Here is a 22,939-nt window from a genome sequence, read left to right on the forward strand (position 1 = left end):
CCTGCGATCACCGTGGAAAGCACCCCGGCCCGCCGCAACCGGTGCCGCGGCTACTTCCCCTCGCCCTCCCCTCACCTCAGAGGCACTGACCAGCAGCTTTCCCCGAACGCAGAGCCGCTTTACCCAGCACGGCCCGTTCGTCCGTCAGGGTGCGGCACGGCTCGGGCCTGGAAGCGGGCCTGGACGGCAGCGCGGGTCGCGGTCGGCCACGAGGCCATCGGCACCCGGTCCGGTCACCCTTCAGAGCGGAGACTCCTCCTCGGGTCGCGTGGCCTGCATGAGCACCGCGGCCACGTCTTCCGTCAGCAGCTCGTCGAGGATGCGGCGGAAGGCACCGTCGCCGAGGGCAGCCCTCTGTCGGCAGAGCCAGTGGAGGGATATGTCGGGCGGACTTCCGATCTCCATTTGCAACTCCAGTGCCTGCAGCGTGTAATGCACACCCTCTGCGGGGCGTCGCTGCTTGGTACGGAGCACCCCCAGCTGGCCGTAGCTGGTGGCGATTCCGGCCCGGTTACCGAGCTCCTCCTCGATGCCGAGAGAGGCGCGATAGAGCTCCTCCGCCTCCTCGTAGTCGCCCTGTTCCTCCGCGATCATGCCGAGCTGGTGGTAGCCACCGGCGACACCGGCCCGATCACCAAGCTCCTCCAAGATGGCGAGGGAGGCGCGAAAGCGCTTCTCCGCCTGACCATACTCCCCCCGCAGGTGCGCGATGATGCCGAGCTGGTGGTAGCCACCGGCGACACCGGCCCGATCACCGACCTCCTCCAAGATGGCGAGGGAGGCTCGATAGCGCGCCTCCGCCCCTTGGTAGTCGCCCCGCAGGTACGCGATCATGCCGAGCTGGTGGTGACCACCGGCGACACCGGCCCGATCACCAAGCTCCTCCAGGATGGCGAGGGAGGCGCGATAGCGCTCCTCCGCCACCTCGTAGTCGCCCCGCAGGTGCGCGATGATGCCGAGCTGGTGGTAGCTGGTGGCTATACCGGCCCGGTTACCGAGCTTCTCCTCGATGGCGAGGGAGGCGCGATAGCGCTCCTCCGCCACCTCGTAGTCGCCCCGCTGGTACGCGATCATGCCGAGCTGGTGGTAACCACTGGCGATACCGGCCCGGTTACCGAGCTTCTCCTCGATGGCGAGGGACGCGCGATAGCGCTCCTCCGCCACCTCGTAGTCGCCCCGCAGGTGCGCGATCATGCCGAGCTGGTGGTAACCACTGGCGATACCGGCCCGGTTACCGACCTCCTCCAAGATGGCGAGGGACGCGCGATAGCGCTCCTCCGCCTGACCGTAGTCCCCCTGCGCCTGCGCGACGATGCCTAGTTGGTGCGTGCAGACGGCGGCAGGATGGGAGCGGGCGGGGAGCCAGGTGAGGGTTTCCTCAAGCAACCGCTGTTCCCAGTCCAAGGCTCCCCAGGTGTGCAACTGCGAGCAGACGTGCCATGTGGGGATGAGGGCTTGGTCGATGTCGCCGGCCTGGTGATGGTGGTGGCGTGCTTCGATCAGCTGCATGACGCCGTCGGCTCGGGACTGGGGCCAGACGTTGACGCGCCATCGCCAGTAGGCGGCAGCCCGCCGGTGAGCGGCGTCGAGGGTGTCGGCCCGGGCGCGTCGGCGGAGGGCGTCGGCGGTCCAGTGATGCACCGTCAGCCCGCTGGGCAGGCTGCCCGGCTCGTCCTGAGGGGCGGGGGCCGGGGAGACCAGCCCGAGGTCCAGCAGTCGGTTCAAAGCATTCGCTGCCTTGGTGTCCCAGTCGACGGGGGGTCTCTGCAGCTCCGCCCAGACCGCCGTGTATTCGGCGATCGTCTCAGGTGGCAGGCCGTAGTCGTCCTCCGGTCCCGCTCCTGTCGCGCGCGCCTGCTCGATGAGTGTGTTCAGCGAGTGGACGCGCTGCCGGACCGCGGGGTCGGGCTCGGGGAACGCGGTGAGATCGGACAGTTGCCAGGCGGCCCCGGTCTGGTCGACCGGGGTGCGGTAGACGGCCAGCCCGTCCAGCAGCGGCCGTGCCCCCGGCACTTGTTCGATCTGGGCGAGCAGGGTGTCGAGGAGGATGTCGTCGACAGCGAGAGTGACGGTCTCGGCCAGCGCGGTGTCCAGGTCGCCTCCCACGCCCGCCAGCCAGCGTTCGGGATCGGATATGCCGCGGCTTTCCAGTGCGGCTTCCATGCGGTCGGCGATGTCGGGGAAGCGTGCCTGTCCACCACGCAGTAGGGCGTCGAGGTACTCCAGGGCGCGCGGGTGGCCTCCGACATCGGCGTAAGCACGGTGCTGGTCTGCGGGGCTGAGGGCGTCGAGGCCGGGCAGCCGCCACATGAGCTTGCGGGTCTCCGCCAGTGAGAGCGGTCCCAGATGATGGGTGGTGAGGCGCCGGTGGGCGCGCCGGGGCAGGGTGAAGGGGTAGCGGCTGGTGACCAGCAGCCGGGATCGCGGACTGGCTGCCGTCCACGCGGCCAGCAGATCCGCCAGCTCCGGGTCGGCAGGCTGCCGCCCGTCACCGGACGGCGTGGGGGTGAGCAGGTCTTCGGCGTTGTCCACGATCAACACCGCCTGGAGGCGCGGCAGCACGATCTGCCGAATCAGCTCCCAGCGCTCCTGCCACGGCGCTCGGGCGTCCGTCAGCTCTACCGCTGCCCGCCGCAGCGGGTCGTTCTCCGGCAGGCCTTCGGTCGAACAGTAGGTGCTCAGGCGCAGCCGGAGGGCCTGCAGGACGGCGTCGACGGTGCGGGTCGTAGTGGCGGAGACCGGCACGATCAGCCGGTTGTGGGTGCCGTAGTGGTGCAGGAGTTCGGCGGCCAGGGTTGATTTGCCGACGCCGCCGATGCCATGCACCAACACTCCGGCCGTCTGGGGGTCGCGCAGCGCGGCCAGCAGGTGGCGCAGTTCGGTGCGGCGGCCGACGAACTCGCCGACCTTGCGGACCACCATGCCCTCCTCCAACACCGCCTCCGGCTCCAGCGGCACCTGGCCGACGCTGTGGGTGCGGTCGAACAGCGGCAGCGGCGGACCGGCCAGGAACAGGGCTGGAGTCGCCCATTCCGTGCACGCGGCGAACGGATCGCTCTCCGGCAGCTCCCGGCGCCGCGCCTCCAGGGTGCGGCGCGCTTGGGACAGCGCGGTCAGCGGATCGGGGTGCTCCGCACGGGCCAGCGTCCTGTAGATCTCCGCGGCCAGCTCGGTGGCGTAGTGGTCGGTGACGGATTCGGTCATCGCCAGCACCGCCGGCACCCCTCGCGCCGGCAACTCACGTGCCAGACCGGCCCGAGCCCGCCCCTGCTCACGCGCGTCCTCCACCGCGGGTCCTTCAGCGCCGGAGTCCGATCCTTCCTCCGCAGCGACAGAGGGAGCTGGGGTACGGGCCGTGGAGCAGCCCGCCAGCACCACCAGCGGCACGACCCGACCGGTGGGCAGGCCTTCCGTCAGAAAGCGCTCCGCGTCGACCTCGTCGGCCTGGCCCCGCTCGTCCTCCAGCAGGAGCACCCCGGGGCCGGCGTGGCAGGACAGGTGCAGGACATGGAACCGCTCCCGTTCCAGGGCGGCGCGGATCTCGGCCAGGCTGCCCCAGTTCAGCACCCGCACATACGCGCCGTGGCCTGCCCGCGCCGGGTCGACCGCGTCCAGGATCCGGCCCAGCTCCCGCTCGTAGTCGAGGAGTTCGCCACCGCCGGCCTCCGGACTCGCCACCACCGCCAGAATCCGCAGCGGACCCGGCACCTGCACCGCCACCGGAGCACTCTCCCGTGCGACGGCGCGGTACAACTCGACCTGCTCCGACAGCACCAAGGGCCCTGTCCCCGCGACGGACAGGGTCTCCCACGGCAGGTCCACCCACTGCGGGTCGTCCACCGCCAGTCCGATCCGCAACGACGCATGACGCGCCCTTGCCAGCTCCTCCTGCTCGGCCAGCGCTGCCGCCACCTCACCGCACACGAACCGCTCGCTCAACGCCTCGCCCACAGCGGTCAGCATCCCGGCGGGCCCTCCCGAAGCGGTCACGTCCTCCGCCGGCGGCAGCTGCCGCGTGGCCAGGCCGAACGAGGCCCGGTCGCGAGACCGCTGCAGCAGCCACAACCGCTGCTCGAGAAGGTGATCCACACCGCGCGGCCGGCAGGATGCCTCGCCGCTCGCGGTGGAGAACGTCACCATCGACGTGCCGATCCGTAACTCCGCCTGCGTGGGGCCGTCCGGCCGGTAGGCCACGGCGTCGGGAATGACCAGCGGCCCGCCACGCTCCGGGCGCCGCGTCGACGGTCGCCCGCGCAGGGCCCGCTCCAACTGCCGTACCAGGCTCTCGTACTGGGCCGGAGAGGCGACGTGGCGGAAGTCGACGTACAGACGGGCAGCGATGAAGGGCGGCAGGTCCACCTCGCCCACCACGACGGGGATGAGAGGTTTGCCCTGCTCCACGGCAGCGGTCACGGCGGCTGCGAATTCCAGGCCGCACCACCCCGACTCCACCCAGCGCCGACTGACCACAGCCACCACGGCGCCGGCCTCTGTCAGCCCGTCCTGCAACCGTGTCGCCACCTGATGGCCCGGGACCATCTCCCACTGGTCCAGCCACAGGTCGAGGCCCAGTCGATGCAGGTTGTCCGCCAGGGTGGTCACCCACGGCACATCCTCGTGCGCATACGAGACGAACGCATGGAACCGCCGGACCTCAGCCACACCGCACCCCCGAACCGGGCCCCCGCGACGTGAGCGCCCCCGGCCACTGCTCTTCAAGCTGGTCACACAGTAGAGCAGCTTATGAGCCTGTAAGCCTGCGGTGACTCGATTGCCCCGCATCGGCGGCTGCCGATCGCCCGGGGCAGGGTGTCGAATGCGCCGGATCCCGATCGACGCGAGGGTGAAGGCAGGACAACCCGGAACCCCAGGAGCATCCCATCGTGACCGTAACCGCGGATCTGGCCATCTCCCTCGACGGCTGCGTCGCCGGCAGCGACGTCTCCGTCGACAACCCCGGAGGTGACGGCGCCGAGCCGCTCTTCGAGTGGATCCACAACCTGGCGAGCTGGCGGGAGCGCCAGGGCATGACGGGCGGGGAGGAGAACCGTGACTCCGAGCTGATGCGTGAGTGGTTCGACGCCACCGGAGCGGTGGTCATGGGGCGGATGATGTACGACACGGGCGAGGGGTTCTGGGGCGACAACCCGCCGTTCCGGACCCCCGTCTTCGTGCTCACCCACCGCCCCCGGCCGACCCTGGTCAAGGAGGGTGGCACCACCTTCACCTTCGTCACCGACGGGATCCACAGCGCCCTCGAACAGGCGAGAGCCGCCGCCGGGGACGCCAACGTCGACATCGCGGGCGGCGCGAGGACGGTGCGGCAGTACCTTGAGGAGGGGCTCATCGACGAGCTGCAACTGCACGTGGTGCCCGCTCTTCTCGGGGAGGGGCTGCGGCTCTTCGAGGGACTGGGTGCCCGGCGGAATCTCGAGACGGTCCGGGTGGTCGAGACCCCCCTCGCCACCCACCTGAAGTACCGCTTCGTGAAGTGATCAGAGGCGTGCGGTCAGGGTGGAGGAGAACTCCTCCGCCCTGGCCAGTTGAACGCGCAGGTCCTCGATCCGCCGCTGGACGGCCTGGTCGAAGCCGCGGATACGCTCCAGCAGTTCCCCGCGTTCCTCGGGCGGCAGTTCCTCGCCGGAGTCGAGCCGGTCGGCGGCGTCGAGCAGGGCGCGCATCTCGTCGAGGGTGAAGCCGAGCGGCTTCATGCGGCGGATGACCATCAGGCGGGTGACGTCGGCCTCGGTGTAGAGGCGGAAGCCGCCCTGCGAGCGCGCGGACGGGATCACGAGCGCGGCGTCCTCGTAGTGCCGGATGGTGCGCAGCGACAGCTCGGTCCGTGCGGCGACCTCGCCGATCTGCATGTGCTCGCTGCTCACGCGGGGTGCCCTTCTCGTGTCTCGCCGCGGCGCCGCGGACGCGGGCGCCATCTCTACTCTAACGTTAGGGTAGAGTTCCCGGGGTGCCGGGCCGGCTGGTGTCGTGGCGTTTCCGTGGCGCCGTTTCCGTGGCGCCGTTTCCGTGGCGCGGGTTCCGTCCCGTGACCGTCCGTCGGTCGTACCGGGGCCGACGACGCCCCCGGTGGAGCCCGTCGTCCGCCGCCCGCGGACCTGCCGGAGGATCCCCGCCCTCCGCGGACTCCGTGCCCCTGACGCACTCCACGCCTTCCGCGCGCCCGCCTGACACCGGGTGTGCCCGAGCACGACAGGTTCCTCTCGTCTTGTCCTCCTCCGCACTGTCCCCGGCCGCGTGGCTGCGTGGCTCCCGACGTCCGTCCTGGCTGTCCGACCCGAAGGTGCTGCGCACCGAGGTGCTGGCCGGCCTCGTCGTCGCCCTCGCCCTGATCCCGGAGGCGATCTCGTTCTCGATCATCGCCGGGGTCGACCCGGCGATCGGCCTGTTCGCCTCGTTCACCATGGCCGTCACCATCGCCGTCGTCGGCGGCCGACCGGCCATGATCTCCGCCGCCACCGGCGCCGTCGCCCTGGTCATCGCCCCGCTCAACCGGGAGCACGGCTTCGGCTACCTGGTCGCGGCCGTCATCCTGGCCGGTGTCCTCCAGATCGTCCTCGGCGCGCTCGGGGTGGCGAAGCTGATGCGGTTCGTGCCGCGCAGCGTGATGGTCGGCTTCGTCAACTCCCTCGCGATCCTCATCTTCATGGCCCAGGTGCCGGAGATGACGGGCGTACCGTGGCCGGTCTACCCGCTGATCGCGGCAGGGCTCGCGCTGATGGTGTTCTTCCCGAAGGTCACCACCGTGGTCCCGGCGCCGCTGGTGTCCATCGTCATCCTCACCACCATCACCCTCGCGGCCGGCATCGCGGTCCCGACCGTGGGCGACAAGGGCGAGTTGCCGTCGTCCCTGCCCGTGCCCGGCCTGCCGGACGTGCCGTTCACCCTCGACACGCTCACCACCGTCGCCCCGTACGCGCTCGCCATGGCTCTGGTCGGTCTGATGGAGTCGCTGATGACCGCCAAGCTGGTCGACGACATCACCGACACCCGTTCCTCCAAGACCCGCGAGTCCGTCGGGCAGGGCGTCGCCAACATCGTCACCGGGTTCTTCGGCGGCATGGGCGGTTGCGCGATGATCGGCCAGACGATGATCAACGTACGGGTCTCCGGTGCCCGCACCCGCCTGTCGACGTTCCTCGCGGGCGCGTTCCTGATGGTGCTGTGCGTCGTCTTCGGGCCGGTGGTCTCCGACATCCCCATGGCGGCGCTGGTCGCGGTGATGGTCATGGTGTCGGTGGCCACCTTCGACTGGCACTCCGTCGCCCCGGAGACCCTCAAACGCATGCCGGCCGGGGAGATCACCGTCATGGTGGTCACCGTCGTATGCGTGGTCGCCACCCACAACCTCGCCGTCGGCGTGGTCGTCGGCTCGGTCACCGCGATGGTCATCTTCGCCAAGCGCGTCGCCCACCTCGCCGAGGTCACCGCCGCCCCCGGCCCCGACCGCGCCACCGTCGTCTACCGGGTCACCGGCGAGCTGTTCTTCGCCTCCTCCAACGACCTCGTCGGACAGTTCGACTACGCCACCGAAGCCGACAAGGTCGTCATCGACCTGTCGGCCGCCCATATCTGGGACGCCTCCTCCGTCGCCGCCCTCGACGCCGTGGAGACCAGGTACGCGCAGCGCGGCAAGACCGTCGAGATCACCGGGCTGAACGATCCGAGCGCCCACCTCCACGGCAGGCTCAGCGGCGAACTCACGCCCGGCCACTGACCGACCGAAGCGGACGAAACCCCGGCTCGACGGAAGCGGACAGCGGGCCCCGGCTCGACAGCCGGGGCCCGCCCGCGTTCAGCCCGCACTCATCCGGGCAGGGTTGGTCAGGCCAGCGCGGTCACCGGCACGAACGAACTGTCCTGCCGGAACAGGGCGGTCCCGTCGGTGCGGTCCACCCGGAGCTGGTAGTTGTAGTGGCGCAGGTAGTAGCCCGGGTAGTTGTACGACTCGAAGCGGAGCGAGTTGCTCGTGCTGCCGGTGCGGGCGATGAACGTGGCGTCCTTCGCGAACGTCGACGTGCCGTTGTTGGCGTCGAAGCGGGCGCGGAAGTCCCAGTGGCGCAGGTAGTTGCCGGCGGCGTCCCGGAAGGAGTAGCCGCCCGCGTCGGCGAGGCCGGCGACGACCGTGAAGGTGGCGGCCTGCTTCTCCGCGGTGGTGCTGGAACCGCTCACCACGGGGAGGTTGAGCAGGGACGACTGGGACTGCCAGTAGCGGGTGGAGAAGTTGGCCGACTGGAACGAGCGGGTGACGTTGCGCGCCAGGCTCGGGCCGCCCGAAACGGTCTCCTTGATCACGGTGAAGTGGCGGGCCGTACCGGAGACGACGGGCAGCGCGGCCGGCGCGGACCAGGTGGCGAAGGTGTCGTAGCTGTCGCTGTAGTAGTAGGTGCCGTCGCCGTAGCCGTCGAAGAAGATCCGCCAGCCGCCGTTGTCGAGCTGGACCAGAGCCGGGCCCTCGCGGTAGCTGCCCCAGCCGGCCCAGTTGCCGGTGCGGCTGATCGTGTAGGGGCCGTTGAGGCTGGAGGCCGTCGCGTACTCGATGTACTTCGTCGTCTCGTTCTTGGTGAACGCGTGATAGGTCGAGCCGATCTTCACGATGTACGTGTCGATGTGGTTGGCACCGATGCCGGACAGGGCGACCGGTGAACTCCACGCGGTGAGGCTCGAGTTGGTGGCTCTCAACCGGTAGGGCGTGAAGATCCACTGGTCGTTGGCCGTCGAGCAGGACACGATGACGTTCACGCTGCCGTCGCTGTCGACGAACCACTCCGGCGCCCACGCCCGGGACAGGTTGGCGATCGGGACCGTGTAGTCGTACAGGAAGGTCCAGTTGACCCGGTCCAAGCTGCGGGCGAAGCCGATCGTGGTGCTGACGTCCTGCCAGGTGTGCGTGGTGTAGGTGATGTAGTAGTAGCCGTCGGTGTGCTTGAAGATGCTCGCGTCGCGGATGCGGTTGCTGGGCGGTGTGTAGGCCGACGACTTGGCCAGCCGGAAGTCGGTGGCGTCGTCGGACTGGTAGACGTTCACGGTGCCGTCGTTACTGTTGAGGAACGGCACGATCGTGTAGCGGGTGGCGGAGCCGCTCGGCGGGGCCGCGGCCGAGGCCGTACCGAGCAGGCCGGGCGTCTGGCCCAGCAGTACGGCCGAGGCGGGCAGGGCGGCCATCGCGCGCAGCAGGGCGCGACGGGACGGCGTGGGCGGCGATGAGGTCACGTGCGGCTCCTAGGTCCAACCGAAGACTCGATGTCCAGCATTTCGAACACAGTTCGGCAAGTCGGTCAGAAGGTAGAGGTGAGGCGTGCGCACGTCAATGCTTCGCACACGACCCGATGACGCCTGTGTGAACGCTGTGCCGCGTGATGATCCGCCTGGCGACGCGCCGCAGGTGCCAGCGATGTTCGAGATCCCGTACCGCGGCGCCCCGCCGGACGTTACCGTTCGGTAGACGACGTCGTCCCGGAGGTGCCCGCATGCCGCTCGACCGTTTCGCAGGCCTCGCGGAGTCCGCCCGCGCGCTCGCCGCCGCCGAGGTCACGTCCCGTGCGCTGGTGGAGCGGGCGCTGGCGCGGATCGAGGCCACCCGGACCTCGCTGAACGCCTTCCGGATCGTACGGACCGAGGCGGCGCTCGCCGAGGCGGAGGCCGCCGACAAGGAGCTGGCGGCCGGGGTGCGCAAGCCGCTGCTCGGGGTGCCGGTGGCCGTCAAGGACGACATGGACGTGGCCGGCGAGCCCACCGCGTTCGGCTGCCGGGGCGAGTTCCCGCCGGTCGCCGAGGACGGCGAGGCGGTCCGGCGGCTGCGCGCGGCCGGGGCGGTGATCGTCGGCAAGACCAACACCTGCGAGTTCGGGCAGTGGCCGTTCACCGAGGGGCCCGCCTTCGGCGCGACCCGCAATCCGTGGAGCACGGAGCACACCCCGGGCGGCTCGTCCGGCGGTTCGGCGGCCGCCGTCGCCGCCGGTCTGGTGCCGGCCGCGCTCGGCTCGGACGGCGCCGGCTCGGTGCGGATCCCCGCCTCCTGGACCCATCTGATCGGCATCAAGCCGCAGCGCGGCCGGATCTCCACGTGGCCGCGCGGCGAGTCCTTCCAGGGCATCACGGTCAACGGCACCCTGGCCCGCACCGTCGCCGACGCGGCCCTCCTCCTGGACGCGGCGGCCGGCAACCACGAACGCGACCCCCACCGGCCACCGGCCGTCGACGCCTCGGCGGCGGTGCACCGCGACCCCGGCCGGCTGCGCATCGCGCTCTCCCTGAAGCCGCCGTTCACCGCGCTGCCCGCGCGACTCCAGCCGGAGGTACGGGCCCGGATCCTCCAACTCGCCGAACAGTTGGCGCGGTTGGGCCACACGGTCGAGGAGGCGGATCCGCCGTACGGTCAGATCGGGCTCACCTTCGTCCCCCGTGCCACGGCAGGTATCGCCGAGCGCGTCCGCGAGGCGCCCTTCCCGGCCCTTCTCGACCGCCGCACCCGTGACGCCGCCCGGCTGGGCGGGCTGCTCGGCGGCCCGCCGCTGCGGGTGGCCCGGCGCGCCGAGGCGGCCCTGCACCGTCGTATCGGCCGGTTCTTCGAGTCCTACGACGTGATCCTCGCGCCGACGACGGCCGCTCCCCCGCCACGCGTCGGCGCCCTGCTGAACCTCGGCGGCCTGGCCACCGACCGCGCGATGATCGCGGCCTGTCCGTACGCCTGGCCGTGGAACGTGCTGGGGTGGCCGGGGGTGAACGTGCCGGCCGGTTTCGTGGGCGGTGGTCTGCCGGTCGGCGCCCAGTTGCTCGGACCGGCCAACAGTGAGCCGCTGCTGATCTGCCTCGCGGCGCAGTTGGAGGCGGAGCTGCGCTGGCACTCGGCGCGGCCGCCGGAGCACACGGTCACGGACTCCGCGGCCACGTAACGGCGTTCGGCCCGTACCCTGTGACCATGGACGACGCGTCGATGGTCGGGCTCATGGGACGGGTCACCGGGACGATCGGGCCCGGGCTGGTCGGCGAGGTGATCGTCCGGGTGCGCGGCGGCGCCGAGCACTTCCTCGCCTACCCCGCCTCCGGCACTGACCGCATCGAGCGGGGCACGGTGGTCATGGTGGTGGAGTACCTGCCGCCGAGAACGGTCTACGTGCAGGCGGCGTACGACAGTTGAGCCCGCTGCCCCGCAGGTGAGACCGGGTTTGTACCAAGCTTTCGACAAGGCTGCGCAAGCGTCTGTACCCAAGGCCTCGCACGGGCGCACACTCCCTTCGTTCGGTGCCGAAAGGGCACCATCCAAAGGGGGCGTATGCCGATGGTTGTCGGCGTCGTTGCGGGGGTGGCGGTTGCCGCCGTCCTCGTCGTGATCGGTCTGTTCAAGATGATGTGGCGTGTCGCGGAACCGAACGAGGCACTGATCATCTCCGGCTCCAAGCACAAGACGGAGGGCCTTGAGGCGGGCATGGGCTTCCGTATCGTCACCGGGCGCGGCACGCTCGTGCTGCCCGGAGTCCAGGCGGTGCGCAAGCTGTCGCTCGACCTCAACGAGACCGAACTGCATGTGGACTGCGTGACCCACCAGGGCATTCCGCTCAAGGTGCGGGGCGTGGTCATCTTCAAGGTGGGCGACGACTTCGTGTCGATCGCCAACGCGGGCCGCCGGTTCCTCGACCAGCAGAAGCTGATGTCGGAGCGGGTGCACAACGTCTTCGCCGGTCATCTGCGGTCCATCGTCGGCGGGTTGACGGTCGAGGAGATGATCCGGGACCGGGAGAAGCTCACCGGGCAGACCCGGGCGGCCTGCGGCACGGAGATGGAGAAGCTGGGCCTGATCGTGGACTCGCTGCAGATCCACGAGATCGAGGACCCGACCGGGTACATCCAGAACCTGGCGATGCCGCACGCGGCAGCCGTCCAGAGGGACGCGCGCATCGCGCAGGCCGAGGCGAACCGGCTGGCCACCGAGGCCGAGCAGCAGTCGTTCGCGCGCATGGCCGAGGCCACCCGGGACAGCGAGATCCTGCAGGCCGGCTACCAGGCCGAGCGGGACAAGGCGGGCGCGAAGGCCCGCCAGGCCGGTCCGCTGGCCGACGCCGCGGCCCGGCAGGAGGTCGTCGTCCAGGAGACGCGGGTCGCCGAACTCGAGGCGCACCGGCGCGAGCAGCAACTCCAGGCGGACGTCCGCAAGCCCGCGGACGCGCAGGCGTACGAGAAGCGGACCCTGGCCGAGGCGGAGCGTGACGCGCGGATCTCCGGAGCGCAGGCCAAGGCGAAGGAGACGGAACTCGCGGCCGCGGCCGAGGCGACCCGGGTCAAGACGGCCGCGGGCGCGGAGGCCGAGGCCACCAGGGCTCGCGGCACCGCCATGGCGGCGGCCACCCGCGCGACCGGTGAGGCGGAGGCCGCCGCGGCACAGGCCAGGGGCCTCGCGGAGGCCGAGGCGGCCAAGGCCAAGGGGCTCGCGGAGGCGGAAGCCATAAAGGCACGGGCCGCTGCCCTGGCCGAGAACCAGGAAGCGGTCGTCGCCCAGCAACTCGCGGAGAACTGGCCGGAGATCGTGAAGGCCGGCGCGTCCGCGTTCGGCAGCGTGGACAACATGGTGGTGCTCAACGGCGCCGACGGCATGGCCGACATGCTCGCCAAGGCGCTCACCATGGGCGGCACCGGTCTCGGCCTGGCCCGCCAGCTGCTCGCCTCGATGAACCAGAACGGTCAGGTGCCGAACGGGACTTCGTCCCTCAACGGGGTCACCCCTCCCCCGGCGCGGAAGGTGCCGGTGGACAAGGACGGGGGGTGAGCGGCGAAAGGTGAGGGCCGACGTGCCGGGGAGGGCGAGGGCACGGGCTTTGACGGGGCGTTCTAACGTTGGCCCCGTGACTGCGACCACCGATGAGAACGTCCCCGGCCGGTTCGGCCCCTCCGCCACCGTCGAGGCCGACACCCGCAGGGTAGGCCGGGTACGCACGGAGTACTCGCCCGCGCACGACGGGGACCCGGATCCCGGCGAGATCGTCTGGACCTGGGTCCCCTTCGAGGAGAACGACGGCCGGGGCAAGGACCGCCCGGTTCTCGTCGTCGCCCGCGAGGCTGGCGGCACCTTCCTGGCCGTCCAGCTGTCGAGCAAGCGGCACCACGGCGATCGGGAGTGGGTGCCGATCGGCAGCGGTCCCTGGGACCGCTCGGGCCGGGACTCGTGGGTGGACGTGGACCGCGTGCTGCGGCTGCACGAGGACGGCATGCGCCGGGAGGCGTGCGCCCTGGACCGGATGCGGTTCAACCTCGTCCGACACCGGCTGGGGGAACGCTACGGCTGGAGCTGAACCGGACCCGGCGGCCGCCGCGCCCGGAGCTGACTGCTGACACCCACCAGGCGGCTAAGGCTGAAGCTCCCGCTCCGGGAACGCCCGGACGAAGGCCTCCCGCACCACCGCACCCTTCGTCCGGTCGAGGACGCCGAAGACCACGTGCTCGAAGGCCCCGGCGAACCGGCCGCCGGGGCCGAGCAGCGCTCGGAACGCGCCGGCGACCTGGACCGGGTCGTTCTGGAACACCCCGCAGCCCCACGCGCCCAGGACCAGCCGTCGGTAGCCGTGGACGACGGCGGTCTCCAGCACCCGCCCGGCGCGTGCGGCGAGGGCACCCGGCAGCTCGGCGGCCCGCTCCGGAGCCGTGCGCAGCACCACCCCGGCGTTCGGCGCCGCCGCGGTCAGGAAACCCGCGGTGTACGGCTCGTCCAGGAGCCGGCCGCGGTCGTCGCGGAAGACGGGAACGGCCGGGGAGTGGATGACACGGTCGGTGTAGAAGGGGTCGCGATGCGCGCGGTGGTGGTCGTAGAACTCCCGGACCCCGATCAGGCACGTGTACAGCGCGGAGGCCCGGCACAGGGCCTCTTCCTGGGCCTGGGCGCCGTTGAGGTAGCCGCCGCCGGGATTGCGGGCCGAGGAGAAGTTCAGGACGGCCACCGGACCCGTGAGCCGACGGGCCGCCTCCAGGCTGCTCTCGCCCGTCACCTCGAACAACGTCTTCACCGGGTCGACCGGCGGCACCGGCACCGGTTCCGGCCCGTACATGCGGGTCCCCGCCCGCGCCGCGTCCGTCTCCGCGGCGACGGACACCTCGCGGCCGTCCCGCGCGCGGTAGACACCCGCGGCGACGATCTCTTCGGTCTGCTGCGCGATGCCGCGCAGACGCGCGCTCATGGTGCGACCCCCGTACGCCCCATGACCGCGCGCCGCGCGGACTCCCCCGTCGTGCTCATACACGCATCCTGAGCGATTCTGGAGAGGCCGTGCAACAGAGTTTTCCGGCCCCGGAGGCGTCCGTCGAACTTCTCGAGAACACCCCGGAAACACACATCCTCGGCCCCGATTGCGCCGATGTGCACCCTTGTGCGAACGGACGGGAGGGTCTTGGGTGGGACGAGTGACATCGGCCCGACCCACCAGAACCCGGGCCGGTGACATGGTGGAATCTCAGGAGGATCCCGACATGTCCGATACACACAGTGGCTGTACGGAGCCCCGCTCCGCGGTCACCGAAGCCGAGGTGGAGGCCCTGGTCCGGGGCATCTGCTTCAAGACCGGCCCGCCCCGCACCGTAGGGGTCGAGGTGGAATGGCTCGTCCACGAGCTGCGCGCCGAGCAGCTCCCCGTGACACCCGAACGACTCGAAGCGGCCTACGCCGCACTGCGTACCGTGCCCCTGAGGTCGGCGCTCACCGTCGAGCCCGGCGGCCAGCTGGAACTGAGCTCGCCGCCCGCCGCCTCCCTGATGGAGTGCATCGGTACCGTCTCCGCCGACCTCGCCGCCGTCCGCGCGGTGCTCGCCGAGGACGACCTCGCCCTCGTCGGCGTCGGCCAGGACCCCTGGCACCCGCCCCGCAGGTTCCTGCGGGAGCCCCGGTACGACGCCATGGAGACCTGCCTCGACCGCACCGGCCCGGCCGGCCGGGCCATGATGTGCACCTCCGCCTCCGTCCAGGTCTGCCTGGACGCCGGTCACGAGGAGCCCGGCCCGCTGGGTCTCGGGCGACGCTGGTGGCTGGCGCACCAGCTGGGCGCGGTCCTGGTGGCCGCGTTCGCGAACTCTCCGGTGGCCGGACGCAGGCCCACCGGCTGGCGCTCCTCCCGGCAGCTGCTGTGGATGGAGATAGGCGCCGGCCGCGCCGGAGCTCCCCCGATGGACGTGGATCCGCGCACCGCCTGGGCCCGGCACGTGCTGGACGCCCCGGTGATGTGCGTACGGCGGGACGGCGGCCCGTGGGACGTGCCCGAGGGGCTGACGTTCCGGGAGTGGACCAGGTCGGGGGTGCCGAGGCCACCGACCAGGGAGGATCTCGACTATCACGTCACGACGCTGTTCCCGCCGATCAGACCGCGGGGCCACCTCGAGCTGCGCATGATCGACGCCCAGCCCGGCGACGACGGCTGGATCGTGCCGCTGGCGGTGACGACGGCGCTCTTCGACGACCCGGAGGCCGCCGAGACCGCATACCGGATCGTCAAGCCGCTGGCCGAACGGGCCTACGCACTGCCCGCGCCGCACAATCCGCTGTGGACCGACGCGGCCCGACGCGGCCTGACCGACCCCGAGCTGCACGAGGCGGCCGTCGCGTGCTTCGGGGTGGCCCTGGAGGCCCTGCCCCGGCTCGGTGCCACCGCCGAGGTCACGGCCGCCGTCACGGAGTACCGGGACCGCTACGTGGTCCCCGGCCGCTGCCCCGCCGACGATCTGCTCGAACGCCTGCACGACATGAGCCTCTCCGCGTCTCGGCCCGGGTCGACCGGGAGCGCCCACACCGCCCACGGGAAGGACCTCCGCACATGAGCGACCCCGCTCTCGACACCGCTGCCGACGTCGGCGACGCCGTCGACGTCGACGCGTTCCGCGACCGGGCGCTGACCACCCTGACCACCGCGCGGGACCGTACGACGCTGCTGACCAGCTGCGTGGAGGGACCGGACCTCACCGCACAGCACTCGCCGCTCATGTCGCCGCTGGTGTGGGACCTCGCGCACATCGGCAACCAGGAGGAGCAGTGGCTGCTGCGGGCCGTCGCCGGGCAGGAGGCGATACGGCCCGAGATCGACAGCCTCTACGACGCCTTCGAGCACCCGCGTTCGGAGCGGCCCTCCCTGCCCCTGCTGGCGCCCGCCGAGGCACGCGCGTACGCGGCGGACGTACGCGGCCGGGTGATGGACGTACTGGAGCGCACGGCGTTCCACGGGACGCGGCTGACGGAGGCGGGCTTCGCCTTCGGGATGATCGCGCAGCACGAACAACAGCACGACGAGACGATGCTGATCACCCATCAGCTCCGCAAGGGCCCGCAGGCCCTGACCGCGCCGGATCCCGAACCGGTGCCGCTGTTCACCGGTCCGGCCGAAGTCCTGCTCCCCGGCGGTCCGTTCACGATGGGCACCTCGACCGAAGCCTGGGCGCTGGACAACGAACGGCCCGCCCACCGGCGCGAGGTGGCGCCCTTCTACATCGACACCACCCCCGTGACCAACGGCGCCTACCAGAGGTTCATCGAGGACGGCGGCTACGACGACGAACGCTGGTGGACCCCGGCGGGCTGGGATCACATCCGCCAACACTCCATCCACGCCCCGCTGTTCTGGCGCCGGGACGGAAAGCAGTGGCTGCGGCGCCGCTTCGGCGTCACCGAGGTCGTACCGTCCGACGAGCCGGTGGTGCACGTGTGCTGGTACGAGGCCGACGCCTACGCCCGCTGGGCCGGGCGCCGGCTGCCCACGGAGGCCGAGTGGGAGAAGGCGGCCCGCCACGACCCGGTGGGCGACCGCTCAACGCGTTACCCGTGGGGTGACGCCGACCCGGCGCCCGAGCACGCCAACCTGGGCCAGCGACACCTTCAACCGGCACCTGCGGGAAGCTACCCGGAGGGCCAATCCCCGTTGGGTGTACGACAGTTGATCGGCGACGTGTGGGAGTGGACGGCGAGCGACTTCCTGCCGTACCCGGGGTTCCAGGCGTTCCCGTACAAGGAGTACTCGGAGGTGTTCTTCGGCCCCGACCACAAGGTGCTGCGCGGCGGCTCGTTCGCCGTGGACGCGGTGGCCTGCCGGGGGACGTTCCGCAACTGGGACTACCCGATCCGGCGGCAGATCTTCTCCGGGTTCCGCACGGCCCGCTCGGAGGCCGTCTGATGTGCCGTCACCTGGCCTACCTGGGCCCTCCGGAGCGGCTCGGCGACCTCCTGATCGAGCCCGCGCACAGTCTGTACCGGCAGTCGTGGGCCCCCCGGCGGCAGCGGTACGGGACCGTCAACGCCGACGGTTTCGGCGTCGGTTGGTACGCGGACGGTGATCCCGTGCCTGCCCGGTACCGCCGGGCCGGGCCCATCTGGGCCGACCAGTCGCTCGCCGACCTGGCGCGGGTCGTGCGCTCGGGCGCGGTGCTCGCCGCGGTGCGGGACGCGACCCTGGCGGGCGCGGACGCGGAGGCCGCGGCGGCGCCTTTCGCGGCCGGCCCGTGGCTGTTCAGCCACAACGGCGCCGTGGCGGGCTGGCCGCGGTCCCTCGCGCCCCTCGCCGAGACCCTGCCCGCGGCCGACCTGTTGTCGCTGGAGGCCCGCAACGACTCGGCGCTCGTGTGGGCGCTGGTGCTGGCCCGGCTGCGCGGGGGCGACGAGGAGGGGCAGGCCCTGGCCGACACGGTCCTCGACGTGGCCGCGGCGGCTCCCGCCTCCCGGCTCAACCTGCTGCTCACCAACGGCGAGACCGTCATGGCGACGGCCTGGGGCGACACCCTCTGGTACCTCGCCGAGCCCGGCCGCCGCACCGTCGTGGCCTCCGAGCCCTACGACGACGACCCGCACTGGCAGGAGGTCCCCGACCGCACCCTGCTCGCGGCGAGCCGCACGGACGTGCTGCTCACCCCGCTCAAGGACCCGAGCGACGCCCTGGCGCACACCCCAACTCCCGGCTCCGCTCGCGCGGAGGGAGACCCGGCACCGAAGGAGCCCAGCACGTGAGTCCGTTCCTTCTCACCCGCACCCTGCCCGAGGACGCCACGGACGCCGCCCTGCGCGCCGACGTCCTGCAAGGGTTGACGCACACCCCGAAGACCCTGCCGCCGAAGTGGTTCTACGACGCCCACGGCAGTGAACTGTTCGAGCAGATCACTGAGTTGTCCGAGTACTACCCGACGCGCGCCGAGCGGGAGAGCCTGGTCGCCCGCTCCGGGGAGATCGCCGCGGCGACCCGCGCCCGCACCCTGGTCGAACTGGGCTCGGGCTCTCCGGAGAAGACCCGCCACCTCATCGACGCCCTGACCGCTCTGCACACCTACGTCCCGGTCGACGTCAGCGAGAGCGCGCTCACCCAGGCCGGGCACGCGCTCATCGCCGAGCGGCCCGGCCTCGAGGTCCACGCCCTCATCGCCGACTTCACCGCACGGCTGGCGCTGCCGGACACCCCCGGGCCCCGGCTGGTGGCGTTCCTCGGCGGCACCATCGGCAATCTGCTGCCGGCCGAACGGGCCGCGTTCCTCGCGGCCGTCCGCGCCCTGCTCTCCCCCGGTGACGCGCTGCTGCTCGGCACCGACCTGGTCAAGGACGAGGAGGTCCTGGTGCGGGCGTACGACGACGCGTCCGGGGTGACGGCCGCGCTATGTGGGTCGTTCATCCTGTCCGTTGTCCGCACCGCAAGGCCCACTCGCGTGCCCAAGCCCAGGCAGAGAAGCCGGATCAGCAAGGGAAGAACTCGGCCTGCTTCCCGGCCCCGTCGGTCATCCCGGGCACCCAGCGGCCCGGCGATGGGAAGGGTGCCCGCTGCTGCCGGCGTGGCGCGTTCGACAAGGAAACTGCGATCCCGGCACTCCGCCGATGTGGCGTCGACCGAAGAGAGGCACGCATGACCGACAACCGGGCCTATGGCTACACCGACACTCTCGAGGCCGAGCACTACGCCAAAGCACTTCGCGCCGACATCAGCGACGGGCTGACCCGCACCCCGAAGTCCACGGCACCCACGTGGTTCTACGACGCCCGGGGCAGCGAGCTCTTCGAGGAGATCACCCAGTTGCCGGAATACCCCTTGTGGCGAGCCGAACTGGGATTGCTCCAACTCCATGCCCAGGACATCGCCGTGCGGACCGGCGCCCGCAGCCTTGTCGAGCTCGGGTCCGGGAGCTCAACGAAGTCCAAGCTGATCATCGAGGCACTGGATCCGGTCGGGCTGCACTACGTCCCTGTCGACGTCAGCGCGGACGCCCTCCATCAGGCCAGCGCCCAACTCGTCCAGGACTACCCGGGGATCCGTCTGCACGCCCTCCGCGCCGACTTCACGGCTTCCCTCGTCCTACCGACGCTGCCCGAGGACGGCCCACGCCTCATCGCCTTCCTCGGCAGCACGCTTGGGAATTTCCGGCGACCCGCCCGTGGCCCGTTCCTCCGCGGGCTCCGAGACATCATGCGTCCCGAGGACTTCCTTCTGATCGGCGCCGACCTGGTCAAGACCGAGCAGGAAATGACTGCCGCCTACGATGACGCTCAAGGCGTCACGGCTGCGTTCGACAAAAATCTGTTGCACGTCTTGAACCGCGAACTGAACGCCGACTTCGACCCGGACACCTTCGACCACGTATCGGTGTGGAACAGCACGGAAAGCCACATCGAAATGCGGCTGCGCAGCCGAGCTGAACAGCTCGTCAAGATTCGAGACCTCGACCTGGCAGTGCACTTCGCACGCGGAGAAGAATGGATCACCGAGCGGAGCGCGAAATTCACGCAGGACGGACTCCAGGAAGAAATGACTGGGGCGGGTCTCCGTACGAATCAGCTCTGGGCCGACACCAACGCCGGCTTTGCACTCATTCTCGTCACCGCTCACTGAACAAGCTGGTGCACGATTCTCTATGAATCCAGATCGCTGCTCTGCTGACGGGACAGCAGAGCAGCGACTGCTGGTAAGCGACGCGTGCTCGCGACCCCAGCTCCAACGGCCACATCGACCGGCAGGATCCTGCCATTCGGTGGGCGATGATCGACGCATGACGCAGTTCCTCACCGCCAACTACGCACGAGTGCGGCAACCCGTCGTTCGAATTCATCTTCGAACGCGGCGTCAGGGGGTCACCCGTATGGGGATTTCCGGGACAACGGGGCAGACCTTCGAATGATCCTTAAATCGGATCCGGTCCTTGCCCGGCCCCCTGGTTGACGGCGGGGGCTCCTCTGTGCGTGATTGCCGCACGAAAGGTGTTGCCCATGCAATGCGCTCTTCTCTGACGGCAGTGAACCACCCCAACCTCCCACCGTGTCTCCGACGGCGGTTGCCTTCCGGGCCACTGACGGCCGGACGCACACCTTCAGGCTGGCCGAACTACCGTGCCCCGACCTGCACTTGGAGATGGCTAAGGGCCTGGCCGGGGTGCTGAAATCGGTAGGCGCACTGCCCACGGCTCAGGCTTACTTCTCCACCGTACGGCGCTTCCTGGCTTTCCTGGACTCATTGGGCGAACCATTGGATTCGCTGTCGTCCCTGCGCGAACGGCATCTTGGGCAATACGTAACCATCCGGAGGACAATGACTGCCGCGGGCGCCTGCTACCAAGACATGACTTCGCTGTGCAGGCTCCTGCGGAACGCACCATACGGCAGCCTGTCTCCGGAGGTCGGAACTCTAGTTACCACCCGGGGTCGCCCTCCCTTCACTCGACCGGGCTCGAGACTGCCTACGCACCTCTTGCGGCCAGCCCTGGAACAACCCGCTTTTTACCTCACTCGCAACGAGTTCGAGCAACTCATGGGCACGGCCGTGGGTGACGCTGTCGCCGTGCGCGACCGAATTGACCGGAGAAGCCCGCCCTGAGCTGTACGGATACCGTCCACGTCGCCTCACGGCACACGGCCTCCACGCGCCGCTCCGAGCACGCTCGTGCCCGTCCGCGCTGTCCTGTCCGCTGTGGTCCCGAGCGCCGTGAACGCCAACGGCACACCCGTCGGGAACCCGTACACAGCTGTCCAGGTCGTCGGCGGCCTGCTCGGCGCCGTGGATCGGCTTCGGTCAGGGGACGGCGGGGCGTCGCCACCGGACTTCGACGGAGACGACGCCCCGCGCAGGGACGGCCGGGGTGGTCAGGCGTCGGCCTGGAGCTGGGCCAGTTCGGCTTCCAGGTCGGCCATGGCCTCGCCGCCGGCCATGAGGTCGGTGATCTCCTCGCGGGTGCGCTCGCCCTTGCGGAAGTCGTCGGCCTTCTGGCCGCGGATGAGGACGGCGAAGTGATCGCCGACCATCATCGCGTGGCGCACGTTGTGGGTGACGAGGATGACTGCGACGCCCTTGGCGCGGGCCTGCATGACGATCCGCAGGACGTGGGCGGCCTCCTTGACGCCGAGCGCGGCGGTGGGTTCGTCGAGGATGAGGATGTTGGCGCCGAAGTAGACGGCCCGCGCGATGGCGAGGGCCTGGCGCTCACCGCCGGACAGGCTGCCCACCAGGCGGCTGCCGTCGGTGACCCGGGTGATGCCGAGGGACTGCATCTCCCGGACCGCGATCTCACCGGCCAGCTTCTTGTCGAACAGCCTGAACGGGCCGAAGCCCTTGGTGGGTTCGGCACCGACGAAGAAGCAGCGGCCGACGCCCATGAGCGGGAAGGTGCCGCCGAACTGGTGGACGGTGGCGATGCCCCGGGAGCTGGCGTCCCGGGGACTGTCGAAGACGACCGGGGCGCCGTTGATCTCGATGGTGCCGGTGGTCGGCTTGTGGAAGCCGGCGAGGATCTTGATCAGGGTGGACTTGCCTGCGCCGTTGTCGCCGAGCAGGCACAGCACCTTCCCGGCGTGCACTTCGAGGGAGATGTCCTGCAGCGCGTTGGTGCCGAGGAAGGACTTGCTGACGCCGTCCAGGCGAAGGAGGGGTGCGGTCATGATCAGGCCTTCTTCGTGCGGGGCTTGTAGGACAGGGCGAGGCGGCGGAAGGTGTTGTTCATCAGGACCGCGGCGAGGATGAGGATGCCGAGGATCAGGCTGGCCCAGTCGGAGTTCCAACCGGTGTAGTAGATGCCCTGGTTGACGATGGCGAACGTCAGGGTGCCCAGCACGACGCCGACCACGGAGCCGTAGCCGCCGGTGAGCAGCACACCGCCGATGACCACGGCGATGATGGAGTTGAAGACGAAGGACTGGCCGTTGGCGACCTGGGCGCCGTTGTAGAGGATCGTCTGGATCACCCCGACCAGGGCGGCACCGAAGCCGCTGGCCATGTACAGGGCGATCTTCACCCTGTTCACCGGGATGCCGGTGGCGCGGGCGCTCTCCTTGTCACCGCCGATGGCGAAGATCCAGTTGCCGTACTTCATCCCCTGCAGCACCACGGTGACCACCGCGGCCAGACCCAGCCACCAGAAGATCGCGACCTCGAACTGCCCGGCGATCAGCTTCCCGAACAGCGCCTTCGACAGCGGGTCGGGGCTGACCGGCACGCTGGTGGTGCCGGTCGTGACCCGGGACAGGCCGAGGGTGAGCCCGGCCAGGCCGGACAGCGTGGCCAGCGTGACGACCAGGGAGTGCACGTTGGTGCGGGTGACGAGGATGCCGTTGAGCAGGCCGGTCAGCAGGCCGAGGCCGAGTGCGCACAGGATGCCGACGATCATCGGGGCGCCCCAGTACCCGGAGACGATGGCCAGCGTCATGGAACTGCCGGCCAGTACCGAGCCCACGGAGACGTCGAGTTCGCCGGCGATCATCAGCAGGCCGACCGGGATGGCGATGATGCCGAGTTCCGCGGCGATGTTGAGCCAGCTCGCCGCGCCGCCGGTGGCGAGGAACTTCTCGCCGCCGAAGATCGCGAAGAAGACGAAGACGCTGATCGTTCCGATGAGCGCGCCGACCTCGGGACGATGGCGCAGCTGCCCCAGCGGGCTCTCGGTCTGCTTCGGGGGTGCGGCGGCGGTCTCTTTCTCGGCCGTCGTGTCGGGAGTTGAGGTTGTCATC

At 70.5% G+C, this 22,939-nt stretch carries 16 protein-coding genes and 1 pseudogene; 11 read left to right on the plus strand and 6 right to left on the minus strand.

Annotated features, from left to right (window positions below):
- Positions 1–240: 240 nt before the first annotated feature.
- On the minus strand, positions 241–4,782 hold the full coding sequence (locus AQJ84_RS22285) for a tetratricopeptide repeat protein (RefSeq protein WP_079022688.1): 4,542 nt from the start codon (positions 4,780–4,782) through the stop codon (positions 241–243).
- A gap of 101 nt (positions 4,783–4,883) precedes the next feature.
- Here AQJ84_RS22285 and AQJ84_RS22290 point away from each other — a divergent pair, with 101 nt between their 5' ends.
- On the plus strand, positions 4,884–5,495 hold the full coding sequence (locus tag AQJ84_RS22290; protein ID WP_030044630.1) for a dihydrofolate reductase family protein: 612 nt from the start codon (positions 4,884–4,886) through the stop codon (positions 5,493–5,495).
- Here the strand turns inward: AQJ84_RS22290 and AQJ84_RS22295 are convergent, their stop codons facing one another.
- Positions 5,496–5,882 (minus strand): MerR family transcriptional regulator, encoded by a 387-nt coding sequence (locus AQJ84_RS22295; protein WP_030044631.1) that lies wholly within the window; start codon positions 5,880–5,882, stop codon positions 5,496–5,498.
- A 341-nt stretch (positions 5,883–6,223) separates the two neighbouring features.
- Between AQJ84_RS22295 and AQJ84_RS22300 the strand changes: the two genes are divergently transcribed.
- Positions 6,224–7,732 (plus strand): SulP family inorganic anion transporter, encoded by a 1,509-nt coding sequence (locus AQJ84_RS22300; RefSeq protein WP_030044632.1) that lies wholly within the window; start codon positions 6,224–6,226, stop codon positions 7,730–7,732.
- A gap of 107 nt (positions 7,733–7,839) precedes the next feature.
- On the opposite strand, the gene AQJ84_RS22305 is transcribed toward AQJ84_RS22300, so the two are convergent.
- Positions 7,840–9,228, minus strand: a complete 1,389-nt coding sequence (locus AQJ84_RS22305) for a glycoside hydrolase family 43 protein (RefSeq protein ID WP_053191786.1) — start codon at positions 9,226–9,228, stop codon at positions 7,840–7,842.
- 257 nt (positions 9,229–9,485) lie between these two features.
- Between AQJ84_RS22305 and AQJ84_RS22310 the strand changes: the two genes are divergently transcribed.
- From AQJ84_RS22310 to AQJ84_RS22325, 4 genes are all read left to right on the plus strand, one after another.
- Positions 9,486–10,910, plus strand: a complete 1,425-nt coding sequence (locus tag AQJ84_RS22310) for an amidase (RefSeq protein ID WP_053191784.1) — start codon at positions 9,486–9,488, stop codon at positions 10,908–10,910.
- Positions 10,911–10,936: 26 nt separating this feature from the next.
- Complete coding sequence (locus AQJ84_RS22315) at positions 10,937–11,155, plus strand: hypothetical protein (protein WP_030044637.1); 219 nt, start codon at positions 10,937–10,939, stop codon at positions 11,153–11,155.
- Between the two features lie 135 nt (positions 11,156–11,290).
- Positions 11,291–12,778 carry a flotillin family protein gene (locus AQJ84_RS22320; RefSeq protein WP_053191782.1) on the plus strand — a complete coding sequence of 496 codons (1,488 nt, stop codon included), beginning with the start codon at positions 11,291–11,293 and terminating at the stop codon, positions 12,776–12,778.
- A gap of 76 nt (positions 12,779–12,854) precedes the next feature.
- Positions 12,855–13,301 (plus strand): type II toxin-antitoxin system PemK/MazF family toxin, encoded by a 447-nt coding sequence (locus AQJ84_RS22325; protein WP_030044640.1) that lies wholly within the window; start codon positions 12,855–12,857, stop codon positions 13,299–13,301.
- Positions 13,302–13,355: 54 nt separating this feature from the next.
- On the opposite strand, the gene AQJ84_RS22330 is transcribed toward AQJ84_RS22325, so the two are convergent.
- The gene (locus AQJ84_RS22330; protein WP_030044641.1) at positions 13,356–14,180 is read right to left on the minus strand and encodes a TIGR02452 family protein; all 825 of its coding nucleotides are present in this window, start codon (positions 14,178–14,180) and stop codon (positions 13,356–13,358) included.
- A gap of 289 nt (positions 14,181–14,469) precedes the next feature.
- On the opposite strand from AQJ84_RS22330, the gene egtA reads away from it, so the two are divergent.
- The 5 genes and pseudogenes from egtA (at position 14,470) to egtD (ending at position 19,838) form a co-directional block, all read left to right on the plus strand.
- Positions 14,470–15,807 carry an ergothioneine biosynthesis glutamate--cysteine ligase EgtA gene (egtA, locus tag AQJ84_RS22335; RefSeq protein ID WP_030044642.1) on the plus strand — a complete coding sequence of 446 codons (1,338 nt, stop codon included), beginning with the start codon at positions 14,470–14,472 and terminating at the stop codon, positions 15,805–15,807.
- Positions 15,804–17,150 (plus strand): ergothioneine biosynthesis protein EgtB, encoded by a 1,347-nt coding sequence (gene egtB, locus AQJ84_RS22340; protein ID WP_030044643.1) that lies wholly within the window; start codon positions 15,804–15,806, stop codon positions 17,148–17,150. The genes egtA and egtB overlap by 4 nt, the downstream gene beginning before the upstream one ends.
- Positions 17,150–17,977, plus strand: coding sequence for an ergothioneine biosynthesis protein EgtC (gene egtC, locus AQJ84_RS22345; RefSeq protein ID WP_053191780.1), 828 nt, complete (start codon positions 17,150–17,152; stop codon positions 17,975–17,977). Before egtB ends, egtC begins: the two co-directional genes overlap by 1 nt.
- Positions 17,974–18,612: pseudogene (locus AQJ84_RS22350) on the plus strand (L-histidine N(alpha)-methyltransferase); the annotation flags it as partial. The gene egtC and the pseudogene AQJ84_RS22350, both read left to right, overlap by 4 nt.
- Positions 18,613–18,857: 245 nt before the next feature.
- Positions 18,858–19,838 carry an L-histidine N(alpha)-methyltransferase gene (gene egtD, locus AQJ84_RS22355; RefSeq protein ID WP_030044645.1) on the plus strand — a complete coding sequence of 327 codons (981 nt, stop codon included), beginning with the start codon at positions 18,858–18,860 and terminating at the stop codon, positions 19,836–19,838.
- A gap of 1,244 nt (positions 19,839–21,082) precedes the next feature.
- Here the strand turns inward: egtD and AQJ84_RS22360 are convergent.
- The gene (locus AQJ84_RS22360) at positions 21,083–21,874 is read right to left on the minus strand and encodes an ATP-binding cassette domain-containing protein (RefSeq protein ID WP_030044646.1); all 792 of its coding nucleotides are present in this window, start codon (positions 21,872–21,874) and stop codon (positions 21,083–21,085) included.
- 2 nt (positions 21,875–21,876) lie between these two features.
- Complete coding sequence (locus tag AQJ84_RS22365; RefSeq protein ID WP_030044647.1) at positions 21,877–22,938, minus strand: ABC transporter permease; 1,062 nt, start codon at positions 22,936–22,938, stop codon at positions 21,877–21,879.
- Between the last annotated feature and the right edge of the window lies 1 nt (position 22,939).

It is taken from the genome of Streptomyces resistomycificus (assembly GCF_001514265.1).
GTDB classification, from domain to species: domain Bacteria; phylum Actinomycetota; class Actinomycetes; order Streptomycetales; family Streptomycetaceae; genus Streptomyces; species Streptomyces resistomycificus.

Bases quoted from the DNA above. Each gene is read 5' to 3' on its own strand.
- AQJ84_RS22360 (WP_030044646.1), bottom strand. From the start codon at position 21,874: ATGACCGCACCCCTCCTTCGCCTGGACGGCGTCAGCAAGTCCTTCCTC.
- AQJ84_RS22285 (WP_079022688.1), bottom strand. From the start codon at position 4,782: ATGCGGGGCAATCGAGTCACCGCAGGCTTACAGGCTCATAAGCTGCTC.
- egtC (WP_053191780.1), top strand. From the start codon at position 17,150: ATGTGCCGTCACCTGGCCTACCTGGGCCCTCCGGAGCGGCTCGGCGAC.
- egtB (WP_030044643.1), top strand. From the start codon at position 15,804: ATGAGCGACCCCGCTCTCGACACCGCTGCCGACGTCGGCGACGCCGTC.
- egtA (WP_030044642.1), top strand. From the start codon at position 14,470: ATGTCCGATACACACAGTGGCTGTACGGAGCCCCGCTCCGCGGTCACC.
- AQJ84_RS22315 (WP_030044637.1), top strand. From the start codon at position 10,937: ATGGACGACGCGTCGATGGTCGGGCTCATGGGACGGGTCACCGGGACG.
- AQJ84_RS22320 (WP_053191782.1), top strand. From the start codon at position 11,291: ATGCCGATGGTTGTCGGCGTCGTTGCGGGGGTGGCGGTTGCCGCCGTC.
- AQJ84_RS22310 (WP_053191784.1), top strand. From the start codon at position 9,486: ATGCCGCTCGACCGTTTCGCAGGCCTCGCGGAGTCCGCCCGCGCGCTC.
- AQJ84_RS22365 (WP_030044647.1), bottom strand. From the start codon at position 22,938: ATGACAACCTCAACTCCCGACACGACGGCCGAGAAAGAGACCGCCGCC.
- AQJ84_RS22330 (WP_030044641.1), bottom strand. From the start codon at position 14,180: ATGAGCGCGCGTCTGCGCGGCATCGCGCAGCAGACCGAAGAGATCGTC.
- egtD (WP_030044645.1), top strand. From the start codon at position 18,858: ATGACCGACAACCGGGCCTATGGCTACACCGACACTCTCGAGGCCGAG.